The organism is Pseudomonas khavaziana, assembly GCF_019145205.1.
GTDB classification, from domain to species: Bacteria; Pseudomonadota; Gammaproteobacteria; order Pseudomonadales; family Pseudomonadaceae; genus Aquipseudomonas; species Aquipseudomonas khavaziana.
In genome coordinates this window covers 309727-325457 of the sequence record NZ_JAHSTT010000006.1, presented here as the reverse complement: position 1 = coordinate 325457, position 15731 = coordinate 309727, and the positions used below count along the sequence as shown (strand labels likewise).

At 65.6% G+C, this 15731-nt stretch carries 5 protein-coding genes; 2 read left to right on the top strand and 3 right to left on the bottom strand.

The window, feature by feature from the left end; genetic code table 11:
• Positions 1-250: 250 nt before the first annotated feature.
• Positions 251-2221 carry a TonB-dependent receptor gene (locus KVH01_RS17345; protein ID WP_225924245.1) on the top strand — a complete coding sequence of 657 codons (1971 nt, stop codon included), beginning with the start codon at positions 251-253 and terminating at the stop codon, positions 2219-2221.
• 648 nt (positions 2222-2869) lie between these two features.
• Here KVH01_RS17345 and KVH01_RS17340 read toward each other — a convergent pair.
• From KVH01_RS17340 to KVH01_RS17330, 3 genes are read right to left on the bottom strand one after another with little or no spacing between them, the layout of a single operon-like run.
• The gene (locus KVH01_RS17340) at positions 2870-5017 is read right to left on the bottom strand and encodes a TonB-dependent receptor (RefSeq protein ID WP_217882222.1); all 2148 of its coding nucleotides are present in this window, start codon (positions 5015-5017) and stop codon (positions 2870-2872) included.
• Positions 5018-5051: 34 nt separating this feature from the next.
• Complete coding sequence (locus KVH01_RS17335) at positions 5052-8114, bottom strand: hypothetical protein (protein ID WP_217882221.1); 3063 nt, start codon at positions 8112-8114, stop codon at positions 5052-5054.
• Complete coding sequence (locus KVH01_RS17330; RefSeq protein WP_217882220.1) at positions 8111-8995, bottom strand: ABC transporter ATP-binding protein; 885 nt, start codon at positions 8993-8995, stop codon at positions 8111-8113. Before KVH01_RS17330 ends, KVH01_RS17335 begins: the two co-directional genes overlap by 4 nt.
• Positions 8996-9294: 299 nt before the next feature.
• Between KVH01_RS17330 and KVH01_RS17325 the strand changes: the two genes are divergently transcribed.
• Positions 9295-15705 carry a non-ribosomal peptide synthetase gene (locus KVH01_RS17325; RefSeq protein ID WP_217882219.1) on the top strand — a complete coding sequence of 2137 codons (6411 nt, stop codon included), beginning with the start codon at positions 9295-9297 and terminating at the stop codon, positions 15703-15705.
• Positions 15706-15731: the final 26 nt, after the last annotated feature.

Genomic DNA, 15731 nt, shown 5'->3' with positions numbered 1-15731 from the left:
TGATAATTATTAGCATTTGGCGCGCCGCAAACGCTGCGCCAAACCGCCGCTGCCCCTGTGCACCGCGCGCCGATCAGCATTCTTCAGTCAAGGTCCCATCATGTCTGCACGATGCAACACGACGGCTACCCGCCAATCTTGCTACAAATGTAATACTATAACAATAGCGATTGCACTGACACTGTCTCCACCAGCCTTCGCCGCCGCCAGCGAGCCCCTGCAATTGCCCGCCTCGACGGTGACCGCGCGCATGGCCAAGGAAGATCCCAAGGAAGTGCCGATCAGCGTCAGTGTGACCAGCGGCGAAGAGCTGCGCAGCCAACGTCTCGACACCCTGGAAAGCGCCCTGCGCAATACCTCCGGGGTCAGCGTCAATTCCTCAGGTGGACCGAATGATTTCAATGTGCTGATCCGCGGCGTGGGCTCGCTGTACCAGATGTCCATGGATGATAGCTCGGTGGCGTTCAACATCGACGGCGTGCCGGTATCGTCGCGCAACCTGGGTTTCAGCACCCTCGATGTCGACCGCATCGAAGTGCTCAAGGGCCCCCAGGGCACTCTGTCCGGTGCGATTGGCCAGGCCGGCGCGGTGAATATCACCACCCGCCAACCCACCCGAGAACTTGAAGGTTATGTGCGTGGCGAAGTCGGCCAGCAGGGCCAGTTCCTCACCGAAGGCGCCATCGGCGGCCCGCTCAGTGACAGCCTCAGCGGCCGCCTGGCGGTGCGCCGTGCCGGCTACGACAGTTGGATCGACAACGACCAGACCCACCACCCCATCACCAAACCGCGCAATGAAGCCTATCGTGGCAGCCTGCTGTGGGACCTCAACGATGACACCCACATACTGTTCAGCGCCGAACGCCAGCAGACCGAACGCGCCACCAACTCCCTGGTGCTGCGCCCCTACGGCAGCCACCCGAGCCTGGACCTGAGCCCCGGCCTGTTCGACGACAACAACAAGACCACCGAGCGCTATACGATCAAGGTAGAGCATGACTTCGCCAACAGCCGCCTGACCTCCACCACGGCCACTGGCACCGCCGACTTCACCGGCTTGATCGCCTACGACAGCAAGCTGATGGGCGCGCTTTACGGCACGCCCGGCGAGTTCTGGGTGGTGGACAAATCCTTCGAGCGCAGCTGGAGCCAGGACTTGCACCTGAGCTCACTGCCCGACGCTGACGTGTTCTGGGTCGCAGGCGTCGCCGCCAGCCGCAACGAGCGCAGCTACGACACCCCGCGCAACACCTACGGTACCTCCGGCGCCAAGTTCCGCGACTTCACCACCACCACCTATGCCGGCTACGGCGAAGTGACGTTCCCGCTGACCGAGCGCCTGAAACTCACCACCGGTTATCGCCACTCCTGGGACCGCAAGACCTACGACGGCCAATACTTCTCAGGTTCGAGCGCCGTGGATGACTCGCGCAAACTCACCGACCATTACGGCACCGGCCGCGCCGCCCTGAGTTACGCGATCACCGCGCAGACCAACATCTACGTGCAACTGGCGCGGGGGTATAAATCCGGCGGGTTCAATGACTATGCCTCCCAGGTCAGCGACAGCGCGCCCTACAAGGCCGCCGTCAGCAAGGCCGCTGAACTTGGCTTCAAGAGCGAAACAGAGGACCGTCGCGGCAGCCTCAACGGCGCGCTGTTCTACACCCGTGTGCACGACGACCACTTGCTTGGCTACGACGCCGCGACCTTCGCCACCAACGCCTTCAACGCCGACACCCGCACCCGCGGCGCCGAACTGGAAGGCAGCTGGCGCTTCGACTACGGCCTGACCCTGGCCGCCAGCGCGACCTACCTCGATGCCAAGATCACCAGCGGTGTGCAAGGCATCCAGGCCGGCGACGTCGCCGCCGGCAACCGCACCCCGGATGTGCCGCGCTGGAGCGGCAACTTTAACGCCAGCTGGAAACATCCTTTGGGCAGCCTCGCCAGCCTCGGCGATACCACCCTCAACACCAGCCTCAACTACCACCTGGTGGGCGAACGCGCAGCCGATCCGCAGAATCACTTCAATCTGGATAACTATGAAAAGCTTGACCTGAGGGCGGGGCTGGAGAGCAAGTTTGGCGAGGTGTATGCGTTTGCCGACAACCTGTTGAACCAGACGTATGACACCTATGGTTTCTACAGTGACCCGGTGGCCTATGGTGGGCCATCGCGCCGGCGTACCTTGGGCGTGGGCTATACCTATCAATTCTGAACTGACGCGATTCGGCCAGCTGTCCTGAGTTCAAATGTGGGAGAGGACTTGATTTCGCGGCGGTCTGATTGACTGCACTCGGTAAAAATGTGGGAGGGGGCTTGCTCCCGATGGCGGTGTGTCAGTCTCGGATATGTTCACTGACACTCCCTCATCGGGACATGGGTATCTACACAACTCACGCAGCCACCATCAGTAACCACGATGCGAAGCGAGCCGCTCTTGATCTTGATCTGCTTTTGATCTCAGGCGCCCCGTCAAACCACGCTGGCCGGAATTCGACAGGGATTTGGGGGGTAAACCGGCAGGGATGCCGGTTTAGCCGCCCCGCGCCATGGATGGCGCGTGGCGGCGGCCCCCCAAATCCATGTCGGATTACGGGCACACCGAGCCTAAGCGAGGTGCCGAGTGGTGGGGCAAGAGCGTTTGGTTACTTTGCGCTTTTCAAAGTGACCCGCTGTAAAAGCGGAACCAATAGTGGCCATTACCTAAATAATGGATATGTACTCGGTCTAATCCAACATCCTGGTCAACTGTCAGGCCGCCATCGGGAGCAAGCCCCCTCCCACATTTAGATCGTGGGGCATCAGTTAGTTGTCAGGTAGCCAGCGCGAGCAAACCCCTCCCACATTGCACCCAGTGACCGCCTCAGAACTGATAGCTATACCCCACCCCCGCCGAACGCCCGCGCCCCGGCATCCCGGTCAGCACCGTGTCGGTGGAGTACGCGCCATACAGGTCATACCGCGCATCCAGCAGATTATCGCCCCACAAATAAACTTCCGAGCCACCGCTCTCCACCCCCAGGTGCAAGTCCAACTTGGCGTAACCCTTGAGGTCATAGTGGTTCTGCGGATCAGCCGGGCGGTTTTTCTGCACGCGGTAGTTGAGCAAGGTGTTCAAGCGCGGCGCCGGCAAGCCCAGCAGTTCACCCAGGGGTTTGTTCCAGGCCACGCTGAAATTGCCACTCCACAACGGCACATCCGGTACACGGCTGCCCTTGGCAACATCACCACCGGAAACCCCCGGCGCGTCCGAGGTGACCACGGCGTTGGTGTAGCTGATGGCACTGCCCAGGGTCAGCTCATCGGTGACGTGCCAGGTGCTCGACAACTCAGCGCCTTTGCTGCGGGTGTCAGCATTCACGGCGCTGACTGCCATGCTTTTGAAGTCGTACCCCAACAGGTGGTCATCCTGCACACGGGTAATGAACAACGCGCCTTCCAGGCTCAACGCACCGCCTTGGCTTTCATGCTTGAAACCGACTTCGGCGGAGTTCACCTTGGCCGCCTTGTAGGGCTCGCTGTCCTTGACCGAGGTGGCGTAATCGTTGAATCCGGCCGACTTGTAGCCCCGCGACAATACCGCATACAGATTGGTCTGCGGCGTCCACGCGTAGCTCAGGGCCACGCGCCCGGTGTTGTAGTCGTCCTGCAAGCGACGGCTGTCGCTGACCAGGTTGCCGCCACTGCTGTAGTCGGCGCCATAAGTCTTGCGGTCCCAGGTGTGACGCAGGCCGGTAGTGAGTTTCCAGTCCTCGGCAATCGGGAAGGTCACTTCGCCGTAGGCGGCATAGCTGTTGGTGGTGAAATCGCGCATTTGCCGGGCGCCGTTGGTGAAGTTGGTGGAATCGAAGCTGCGCTCGGAACGGGACAGGTTCACCCCGCTCACCCAGAACACCTCGGCATCCGCCAGAGAGCCCAGGCGCAGGTCCTGGCTCCAGACCCGCTCATGGGCCGCGTCTTCGACCAGGTACTCGAAGGGTTGGCCGTACAACGCCTGGGTGATGTTGCGATCATAGCCCTTGATCGCCTTGAAGTCGGTGCTGGTGTAGGCGCTGATCGAGGTAATCCGGGCCTGGGCCAGGTCGTGGTTGAGTTCGAAGGAATAACGTTCGTTGGTCTTCTTGTTGCTATCGAAGGTACCGGGGGTGTAGTCGAGGCTGGGACGATTGCCGAATGGCCGCAGGATCTCCGAGCCGGCATAGTGATCGGCGCGCTGGCGCTCGGCGGTAAACAGGCCGGTGGTGCCTTCGTCGTTGTCCCACAGCAGGCTGCCGCGCAGGGCCAGGTCACGTGGCTTGGTCAGGGGGTCGCCGTCCTGTTGGTCGTCAATCCAGTTATCAAAGCCGCTGCGCCGCACCGCAATACGCCCGGCCAAGGACTCGGTCAGCGGTCCGCCCACTGCGCCTTCGGTCATGAACTGGCCCTGGTTGCCCGCTTCGCCGCGCACATACCCTTCCAGCTCGCGGGTGGGCTTACGGGTGGTGACGTTGATCGCCCCCGCTTCGCTGTTACGCCCGAACAGCGTGCCTTGGGGGCCCTTGAGCACTTCCACTTGCTGCACGTCGAGGGTGGCCATGGCCGCGTTGCGCACTGACATCGGCACCCCGTCCACATTCAGCACCACCGAGCCGTCGTCCATGCTCATCTGGTTCAGCGAGCCGACCCCACGAATACGCACGTTGGCATCGTTGGCGCCGCCCCAGGAGTTCACATCCACCCCCGGCGTGGTGCGCAAGGCATCCTCCAGGGTGCGCAGGCGGCGGGTCTCCAGGGTTTGCCCATCGAGCACCGAAAGGCCGAACGGAATGTCCTTGGCACTCTCCTGATTCAACCGCGCACTCACCGTCACCGGTGCCAGCTCGATGGTCTCGGCACTGGCGGCCGGTTGATGGTCAGCGGCAAAGGCTGCACACATCTGGCTGGACAAGGTCAGCGCCATGGCTTGGGTCAATACGTTGGCCCGCCAACCGAGAGGACGACGCAGCGGCTGGATAGACAGTTCAGATGTCATGGCAAAGCTCCAAAAGACAGGGATGGTTCAAACTTCATTGCGCGGGGCCCCAGCGCTTGAGCGCGGCGGCAATTGCAGGATCAGAGGGCGCGCCCAGCAGGCCCTGGATCGCGGTTGGCCATCCCTGGCCGTGACGGACGTCGGCGGTCATCGCCGTGAGTTGTGTGGGGGTATGCGCGGCGACCCAGTCGAGGCTGACCAGCGTGGCATAGCTGGCGGCCCAGCCTTGTTCGCGGGCATCGGCCAGGGTGCCGACGGGTTCACCGTCATTGCCCAGGGCGCGGGTCAGGTCGTCGGCCATCAGCTTGACCAGCGTGGCCCGGGCGTCAGCGCCATCGGCATCCTCCACACACAGCAGGCCCAGCGCCCCCGCCACACCCTGGCTCAGCCACAGGTAACCGGGGGCCTGGCGCAGGTCGCTGGCGTCGGTCAACATGCGGCGGGCGAGCAGTTCGGCAATATGGGCGCGGCGTGTCCAGCGCCCGACGCCTGCTGGCGCGACGTCCCAATTGGGCGACTGGCTGAGCAGCAGATGGCCGTGGCTCAAGCGGCTGGCACCCATGCCGGCCGGCCACTGGCTCAGGTGTTCGACGTTGGGCCGGCTGCCCAGGCGTCGCGCCACACAGGCGCTCATCAGGTCCAGGTCTTCCTGCACTTCATGGGCTGTGTGCTCACGGCTGCCATCCTTGCGAAGCGGCGTGGTGTAGGCGAAGTCCAGTGAGCCCAGGCTGCTGCCGATCAAGGCCTGGCCATCGACCTCAAGCTGCCATTGCCAGTGTCCGGCCGGTGCGACCGCATCCACCGCCACCTCAGCCCCCCTTGGCAACCGGGGCACCGCGACTGGCAAGCCGGCTTCGCTGCGCTGGGCCGGCGCACGCAACAGTCGCTCGCTGTCCAGCCCCAGGCGCGGCACCACGCGGCGCGCTTCCAGCCACACACCCTGGGGCCCAAGCCAGAACGCTTCGCCTTCGGCAGGCCAGCCGTCAGCACTCAGCGTCCAGTTCAACACCACCTGGCAAACACTCGCCGCGCAATCCTGCAAAGGCACACGCAGATGCGCGGTGGCTTGTTCAAACGCGACCGGTCGCCCCATCACGCTGACCGCCGTCATCTGCAGGCCCGGCGGTAACTCAGCGTCCAGGTGGGCAGCGACTACTCCATCCAACGTCCACTGGCCCAAGACCTGCCGCGCCGCCGAATCAACCTGCACCTGCAACTGCCCACCGGCCACCTGCCAGGCGCTCGCCCCGGGCAGCCAGCGCTGTTCCCAGTCAGCACGTTCGGCACGTTGCTCGGCGACGGACTGGTAATCGCCCTGCTCCACCAAATGCCGCTGCAACAGCACGCCGCTGCCGAGCAAGCCGACGATGCCCAAGGCCAGCAACGCACCGGGCAAGCCGAGCAAACCGCGGCGCACATCGCCCAACCGACGACGCTCCGGCCCACGGGGCAAAACCAGTGCCGCCACCGCAAGCAACACCAGGCAACCGGCGAGTTTCCAGCTGGCCAAGGTGGCCAGAAACCCCAGCCACGGCGCCCAGCCTGTCAGCAACGACACCCCCACATGCGCAGGGATCGCCATGGCATAGGGCGGGTAACTCACCAGCCCCAACTCATGGTTGAGCACCAGGAAAAACGTCAGCAGCATCGAAGTGGCGTAAGCCAGCCCGGAGCGGCGAACCAGCGCATGCACCAGCACCGTGAGCATCGCCAGCTCCACCAGCGGCGGCGCGAATACCAGTGCCTGATAGACCAGCACAAAACCCGGCGCCAGGCTGTCGGGCGCGGCAATAGCACTAATCAGCAAGCTGGCCAGGCCCGGCACCAACGCCAGGGCCAGTGTCGCCATCAACACACAAGCCACCCGCCCCAACAGGCGCAGCCACGCCGGGGCCGGGGTCGCCTGCAACATGGCGCCAAAGCCTTCGACGTCATCACGCCGGCACACCAGCCCGACCAGGGCCGCGACGATAAAGGCGATCACCAGGAACAACGCGCTCGACAGCAACGGCAGGGTCAGATCCGCTCGAGGCACCATCGGCCCACGGGCATGCCACACCCCGTGGACAAAGCCACTGAGCACGCCCATCACCAACAGTAATCCGAGGGCCACCCACCAGATGCGCCGGGCAAACAGCTGGCGTACCTGCCAACGCGCCTCGCACCACAGGGCTCGCGGCCACTGGCTGCCCACCAGGGGGCCAGGCAAGGTCACGCCGCTCGCCAGCAACATCGGCGGCTCGGCCAACACGGCGCCGCTACGCCTGCCCATCAAGCCCTGGCGCGTGGTACGGGCCAATACGACGGCCAGCAACAGCAGCGGCACTGCGCACCACAACACACGGTTAAGCCAGAAACCCGGGGTCAGGGCCAGCAGCGATTGGGACTTTTGCGCGGCGCTCCAAGTCTCCACCTGGGCCTGGGCAAAGGTGAACAATGACGGGTCCAGGCTGGCGGCCAGCAGCGGGTTGATATGCCCGCCCTTGAGCACCACCACGGCAAACATCCACAACAGCATCAACACCGTCGCCAACCCGAACGGCGCCGCCAGGCCACGGCTGCGCAGCGCCAGCAGGTAATACAACGCACCGATGCCGGTGCTGACCGGCAACAGTAAGGCGACCCAGGCAAACCCCAGGGCCGACCACATCGGCGCACCGATACTGGCGGCCGGCACCCAGCCGAGCCAGCCCAGCACCGGGCTGGCCAGGAAGCCGACGATCAGCGAACTGGCGAGCAAGCCGCCCACCAGCGCCGCGCCGATAAAACGTCCCCACAGCAGCGCGGGCAGCGACAGCGGTAAAGCCAGCAACACCTCTTCCAACTGCGCCTTGCGGTCGCGCAAGGCCGGTTGCGCGAACACCCAGGCCCAGGCGAAAAACAGAAAGAACATGCACCCGCAGGACATCAGGTAGATCAGGCTCGGCGCGTTGCGCGCAATGTCGCTGGCACCCATTTTCTGCACGTAGTCGGCATTGGCCAGGGACATCAGCAAATAGCCGGTCAGGCCCAGGAACACCAGTAACGGAATACCGCTGCGCAGCCCGGCGCGGACTTCCACCCAGGCCTCGCGCATCAACAGAGCAAAGGTATTCATGCCTGGAGCGCCTCACCGGCCTGGGCCAGCGCCAGGTAATAGATATCTTCCAGGCGCGGCGCGTGAGGGGTGAAGCGCGGGTCGGCCGGGCGTTCGCCGTACACGATCACGCGGCTACCGGCGGGGCTGGCGGCTACGTGCAAGGCGGCGGGCAGCGGTTCACCACGGTTGAATGAGGCCTCCCACAAGCGACCCTGCTCAGCGCCGAGCAAATCCGCCGGGCGGCCTTCGACAATAATCCGCCCACCGGCCAGGACCGCCAGGCGGCTGCACAGGTTCTCGACGTCTTCGACGATATGGGTCGACAGCAACACGATGGACTCGGCCGCCACATCCGCCAGCACCCGGTGAAAGCGGTTGCGCTCGGCCGGGTCAAGGCCCGCGGTGGGCTCATCGACAATCAGCAAACGCGGTGAGCCGATCAGGGCCATGGCGATGCCGAAGCGGCGCAACATACCCCCCGAATACGTGGCGAGTGCCCGGTGCGCGGCGTCTTGCAGGTTGACCTTGGCCAGCAGGCCCTCCACTTCTTCACGGCGCTGGCGGGTGTCGGTACGCCCCTTGAGCCAGGCAAACCGATCGAGCAGATCCCGCGCACTCACCCCAGGGTACGCCCCCAGTTGCTGTGGCAGGTAACCCAGGCGACGGCGCAAATGCCCGGCATCGGCCAACACATCCACGCCGTCCAGGTGAATGCTGCCGGCGTCCGGTTGCTGCAAGGTCGCCAGGGTGCGCATCAGGCTGCTCTTGCCTGCACCATTGGGGCCAAGCAAGCCATACATGCCCGGCCCTACGCTCAGGTCCACACCGCGCAGCGCCTCGACACCGTTGTTGTAGCGCTTGCACAAGCCGCGCACCTGTAAACCTGAATCGACTGACATCCACAACTCCATCAAGGACGAGCCCTGCAAAAGGGCGGCGAGCGACGGTAGTCAAGGCCGACAACGCGGTTCTACCCGATTCAAGTCATTTTCCAACCGTATCCCGCTCAGTGACCGGCGTTATCTGCCACCACCGCCGCAGCCTGGTCCGCATCGGGCAAACGGATACGGGGCAAAAACGATTCGATCCGGGTAGTCGCCACAATGAGAATGACTAGCATCTGCTTCCACACAATGACCTGCCCCCAGCGCCTGGGCCAACCCCGGTCCGGGCCCTAGCAATGAGAAGACGTTGAGCCATGGCCACTCCCAGCACCTCAACCGCAACCCTGCTGCGCCGTACCCTGTCCGAAGCCCTGGGCCAGCCCGCCGAACAGATTCCCCTGGAGGCCAACCTGATTGAATGGGGGCTGGATTCAGTCACCCTGATCCGTCTCGCCGGCCAATGGCGGCGCCAGGGCCTGGCCGCGCGTTTCGCCGAGCTGGTAGCCGACCCACGCCTGTGCACGTGGCTGACGCTGCTTGATACCGCCCCCGTCGCTCCGGCCCCCGCCAATCACAGTGCGGACGACGGCCTGCCCTTCGAACTGGCGCCCATGCAACACGCCTACTGGATCGGCCGCGCCCCTGGCCAAGCGCTGGGCGGTGTGGCCGCGCACTTCTATAACGAATTCGACGGTCACAACGTTGACCCAAGCCGCCTGGAAGCCGCGGTGCAGGCCTTGCTGGCCCGCCATCCGATGTTGCGGGCGCAGTTCCTCGACGATGGCCGCCAACAGATCCTGCCCCACAGCCCATGGCCGGGGCTGAAGGTGCATGACCTGCGCCAGGCCGATGCCGAACAGCTGCAACAGCAACTGGAGGCCTTGCGCGCCGAATTGTCCCATCGCCAGTTGGCGGTGGAACACGGCCAGGTGCTGGACATCCAGCTATCGCTGTTGCCCCAGGGCACACGCCTGCACCTGAACCTCGACATGCTCGCCGCCGACGCTCTGAGCCTGCGCACCCTGCTCGGTGATCTGGTGCAGTTGTACCGCCAACAGCCCCTGCCCGCGCTGGACTACAGCTTCCCCCGCTACCTGGCCGACCTGCGCGAGGAGCAGGCCAGTCCTGAGCACCGTGAGCGCCACCGCCAAGCTCGCGATTACTGGTTGCAGCGCCTGGACACATTGCCGGGTGCCCCACGCCTGCCGATCAAGCCCCAGGGCGATGAAGGCCAGGTGCGCCGCCGTCACCACTGGTTATCGCCGTCCCAGCGCCAGGCGTTTGAACGCCATGCCCGCGAGCACGCCCTCACCCCGGCCATGGCCCTGGCGGCGGTGTTTTGCGAGGCCTTGGGCGGCTGGTGCGAGGCGCCCGAACTGCTGCTCAACCTGCCGTTGTTCAACCGCATGCCGTTACATGCCGATGTCGAACGCCTGGTGGGTGACTTCACCTCTTCAATCCTGCTGGCCTGGGATGGCCGAGTGGCCGGCACCTTTGCCACCCGTGCCACAGCGTTGCAACGACGCTTCCATGGTGACGCGGCCCACAGCGCGTTCTCCGGGCTCGAGGTGTTGCGCGAACTGTCGCGCCATCGTGGTGAGCAAGTACTGGCGCCGGTGGTGTACACCAGCGCCCTGGGCCTGGGGGAGTTGTTCGCCGAGGGTGTGCAGGAGAGTTTCGGCCAGCCGGCGTGGATCATTTCCCAGGGCCCGCAGGTATGGCTGGACGCCCAGGTCACCGAGCTGGACGGCGGCATCCTGATCAACCTCGATGCCCGTGAAGGGCTGTTTGCCGAGGGTGTACTGGACGGGCTGTTCAACGCCTACACCGGCCTGTTGCAGCGCCTGTGCCATGACGCCGCGGCCTGGGATCAGCCGGTACCGGCGCTGATTCCCGCCAGTCAGCTTGATGTACGCAGCGCCGCCCAGGGCCAGCCCGCCGCGCTGCCGGTCGAGCGCCTGCACGAAGGTTTCTTCACCCAAGCGCAATTGGCCCCGACCCTGCCGGCATTGCTGTACGGCAATCAGACCATCACCTATGGCGAGTTGGCCGAGCGAGCCTTGGGCGTCGCGGCCTATCTCGAAGGCCAAGGCGTGAAGCGCGGTGACGTGGTGGCCCTGCAACTGCCCAAAGGCCCCGGGCAGGTGATCGCGGTGCTGGGCATCCTGGGGTGCAGCGCCATCTACCTGCCCATCGGCGTCGACCAGCCTGCCGCACGTTGCCGCAAAATCTGCGAGGGCGCCGGTGCGCGCTTGCTGCTTACCCAGTTGCCGGACGCTGCTAGCCCTTTGCAAGCGCCCCGCCCCGGTGCAATCAGCGACCTGGCCTACATCCTTTACACCTCCGGCTCCACCGGTGAGCCCAAGGGCGTGGAAATCAGTCACCTGGCCGCCGCCAACACCCTGGAGGACCTGCAACGACGCTTGCAGCTCAACCGCGATGATCGGTTCCTGGCACTCTCGGCGCTGGAATTCGACCTGTCGGTGTTCGACCTGTTTGCCCCGCTGGCCTGCGGTGCGGCGGTGATCCTGATCGAGCCCGACGCCCAGCGCGACGCGCCACGCTGGCGCGAACTGGCGGTGCAGCACCGCGCCAGCGTGCTCAATTGCGTGCCGGCGCTGCTCGACATGCTGCTCGGCTGCGCCGACGCGCCGCTGCCCTTGCGCGCCGTCTTGCTCGGCGGAGACAAGGTCGCGCCGCAGCTGGCGCCGCGCCTGTGGGCCCAAGCCCCCGGTTGCCGCTTCATGGCCCTGGGCGGTGCAACGGAAGCGGCGATTCACTCAACGCTGTTCGAAGTCGTGCCCGGCCAGGCGCTGCACTGGCATTGTCTGCCTTACGGCAAGCCACTGGATAACGTCAGCCTGCGCATCGTCGACCCGCACGGCCACGACTGCCCGGATTGGGTGGCCGGTGAACTGTGGATCGGCGGTGCCGGGGTGGCCGAGGGCTACCGGGGCGATGCGCTGCGCAGTGCCGAACGCTTTGTGCACTACCAGGGCCTGCGCTGGTACCGCACCGGCGACAGTGCGCGCTACCACCCCGACGGCACGGTGGAGTTCCTTGGGCGGACCGACTTCCAACTCAAGCTGCACGGCTACCGTATCGAAGCCGGTGAAGTGGAACACGCGCTGCTGGCCTGCCCCGGCGTCGAGCAGGCAGTGGCGCTGCTCTACGGCCAGCACCTGGCGGCGGTGGTGCGCCTGGCGAATGGCCCAGCGCAACCTGCCAAACTGGTATTCCCGAGCCTGGCCGAGCATCTGCCGGCCTATATGCTTCCCAGCCTGATCCTGGGCTGCGCGCAATGGCCCCTGACGACCAATGGCAAGGTGGATCGCAAGGTCCTCAACGGCTGGCTGGCGGAACACAGCGGCGCCGCCCCGGGCCAGCTGTCACCGCCCTGCGGCCCCATCGAGCAACAGGTCGCCCACGCCTGGCAACAGTTGCTCGGCTGTGGTGAAGTTTGTCGTGAGCACAGCTTCTTCGCCTTGGGTGGCGACTCCCTGAGCGCCACGCGCCTGGTGCGCCTGCTGGCCGAGCAAGGCCTGGGCGGCGCACGCATCGCCCGGGTGTTTGCCCAGCCGGTGCTGGCGCAGTTTTGCGAAGGCCTGCATCAACAGGCCCATATCGAGCCACCACGCACCCTGGTGCCGGACCTCGCCCAGCGCCATGCGCCCTTCCCCATTACCGAGGTGCAGCAGGCCTACTGGCTGGGCCGCGACCCAAGCCTGGTGCTCGGCGGTGTGAGTTGCCACTTCTACCGCGAATACGACGTCGAGGACCTCGACCTGCCACGCCTGCAACACGCACTCGGGCGCCTGATCGAACGCCACGAAATGCTGCGCGCGGTGTTCGATCAAGCGGGCCAGGCGCGCATCCTGCCCCAGGTGCCCACCTTCGTGATCGGCCAAGGCTACGCCTGCATCGAGGACCTGCGCGAACACTGTGCCCATCGCGTGTTCGATCCTGCCCACTGGCCGCTGTTCGATGTGCAGGCAGTGACCCAGGGCCGGCATACGCGGCTGGCGATCAGCCTGGACAACCTGATCCTCGACGCCCTGAGCATCCTGCGCTTCTATGCCGAACTCGACGCGCTGTATCGCGAGCCGACGCTGGCCCTGGCGCCGCTGGAGTTGTCGTTTCGCGACTATCAGCTGCAGACCCGCGTGGAACCTGGCGAACGGCTCGCCGCGCAAGGTTTCTGGCAGGCACGTTTGCCCCAATTGCCGCCACATCCGCAACTGCCCCTGGCGGCCGATCCTGCCAGCCTGGGCCGACCACGCTTTGAACGCCTGCAAGGGCAGGTCCAGGCGGGGGCGTGGCAAGCGATCCTGGCCAAGGCTCAACAGCATGGCCTGACCGCTTCGGCAGTGCTGCTCTGTGCGTTTGCCGAAACCCTGGGCCGCTGGAGTGCGCGCCCGGACCTGAGCCTGAACCTCACGCTGTTCGATCGCCGCCCGGTGCACCCGCAGATCGATCAGGTCATGGGCGATTTCACCTCCCTGACCCTGCTCGGTTATGTGCCCGTGGCGGGCGAACGCTGGCTCGACCGTGCACGGCGCACCCAGCAGCATCTGGGCGAAGCCCTGGAGCACCGCTGCATGGGTTCGGTCAGCCTGTTGCGCCAACTGGCGCGGGACAGCGGTGAACAACAGGTGAGCATGCCGGTGGTATTCACCAGCGCCCTGGGCGTGCCGGACGGCACTGCCGCGCCGGTGGACGGCCCGTTCGCCAGGCAGGTCTTCGGCCTGACCCAAACCCCGCAAGTGTGGCTCGACCATCAGGTGGTGGAAGCCGACGGCGGCATCGCCCTGAACTGGGACAGGGTGGTCGGCCTGTTCCCCGACGGCCTCGTCGAAGCGATGTTCGACGCCTACCTGGGCAGCCTCCACTGGCTCGCCGAACAGCCCTGGGACAACGCCCCGCCGGATCTGCTGCCGGTGGCCCAGGCCCAGCTGCGCGCCCGCTTGAATGCCCCCGGCCCCGGCGTACCAGGCGACCCGACCTTACACCAGGGCTTCTTCGAACACGCGCAGCAAGCCCCGCAACGCCCGGCATTGTTGTGGGGCGAGCATGGCCGCCTGAGCTACGGCGAACTGGCCGAACGAGCACTGCGCATCGCCCGCAGCTTGATGGACGCGGGCGTGACAGCCGGGGACCTGGTGGCCGTGTCCCTGGCCAAGGGACCACAACAGATCGCCAGTGTGCTGGGGGTGCTGGCAGCGGGCGCGGCCTACCTGCCAGTGGGTGTGGACCAACCACTACAGCGTTGCCAGCGCATCCTGCAACAGGCCGGCGTCAGCCTGATCCTCGCCGAGCACGACCCGCAATTACCCGGGGTCAAGCACCTCAAGCCGTCCGAGGCGCAAAGCGTCGAACCGCTGCATGCGCCGTTACCCGTGAGCGCTAACCAACTGGCCTACGTGATCTACACCTCAGGCTCCACCGGCCAGCCCAAGGGCGTGGAAATCACCCATCGCGCCGCGATGAACACCGTGGCCGAGATCAACCGCGTCTACGGCATCGACGCCTCGGACCATGGCCTGGCGCTGTCGGCGCTGGACTTCGACCTGTCGGTGTATGACCTGTTCGGCCTGCTCTCAGTGGGCGGCGCCCTGGTGTTGATTGATGAAGACCAGCGCCGCGACGCCCGCGCCTGGCTCAAGGCCCTGCAACACCACGGCGTAAGCCTGTGGAACAGCGTGCCGGCGTTGCTCGACATGCTGCTCGAAGCCAACGCGGTGGAGCAGCAACCCCTGGCACTGAAGGTGGCGCTGCTGTCAGGCGACTGGATTGGCCTCGACCTGCCGCAACGCCTGCGACAACAGGCCCCGGACTGCCGCTTTATCGCCCTCGGTGGCGCGACCGAAGCAGCGATCTGGTCCAACCATTTCGAGGTACGGCAACCGCTGCCGGGCTGGCGCTCGATCCCCTATGGCGTGCCCCTGGCGAACCAGGCTTACCGCGTGGTGGACGCCCTTGGCCGCGATTGCCCGGACTGGGTCACGGGGGAGTTGTGGATCGGCGGCGCCGGCGTCGCCCGTGGCTACCGCCATGCGCCGCAATTGAATGCCGAGCGCTTCGTCGGCGGTTGGTACCGCACCGGCGACCTGGGCCGCTACCGCGCCGACGGCTTGCTGGAATTCCTCGGCCGCGCCGACACCCAGGTGAAGCTGCGCGGCCATCGCATCGAGCTGGGCGAAGTCGAAGCGGCCCTGGCCGGTCACCCCTGCGTGAACCAGGCCGTGGCGTTGGTCGCGGACCAGCGCTTGCTCGCCGCCGTCACTGCCAGCACCTGCGCCGAGGTGCTGGTCTCGCATTTGGAGCAATGCCTGCCCGCCTATATGCGCCCGGAACAGATCCTGGTGCTCGATCGCCTGCCCCTGAGCAGCAACGGCAAGGTCGACCGCCGCGCCCTGCTCGCGCCGCTGGCCGCCGCTGCCCATTCACGCCCCGCGCTGGATGAAACGCCGTTGAGCGCCACTGAACAGCTGGTCGCCGAGCTGTGGCAGCAGTTGCTCAACGTGCCCTGCGTGTCGCGCCACGACAACTTCTTCCGCCTCGGCGGCGACAGCCTGCTGGCCACGCGCTTTCTCGAAATGCTGCGCAGCCGTATCGGCCTGGAACTGCCCATGGGCCAATTGTTCGGCGCCGCCAGCCTGCTCGAAGTGGCGCAAACCCTCGAGCGCCAGCCCGCCCCGCACCCCGTTGAAGAGGGCGTCATCTGATGCCCGTGCAACCTCCCTTTATCCCA

Bases quoted from the DNA above. Each gene is read 5' to 3' on its own strand.
- KVH01_RS17335 (WP_217882221.1), bottom strand. From the start codon at position 8,114: ATGAATACCTTTGCTCTGTTGATGCGCGAGGCCTGGGTGGAAGTCCGC.
- KVH01_RS17330 (WP_217882220.1), bottom strand. From the start codon at position 8,995: ATGTCAGTCGATTCAGGTTTACAGGTGCGCGGCTTGTGCAAGCGCTAC.
- KVH01_RS17325 (WP_217882219.1), top strand. From the start codon at position 9,295: ATGGCCACTCCCAGCACCTCAACCGCAACCCTGCTGCGCCGTACCCTG.
- KVH01_RS17340 (WP_217882222.1), bottom strand. From the start codon at position 5,017: ATGACATCTGAACTGTCTATCCAGCCGCTGCGTCGTCCTCTCGGTTGG.
- KVH01_RS17345 (WP_225924245.1), top strand. From the start codon at position 251: ATGGCCAAGGAAGATCCCAAGGAAGTGCCGATCAGCGTCAGTGTGACC.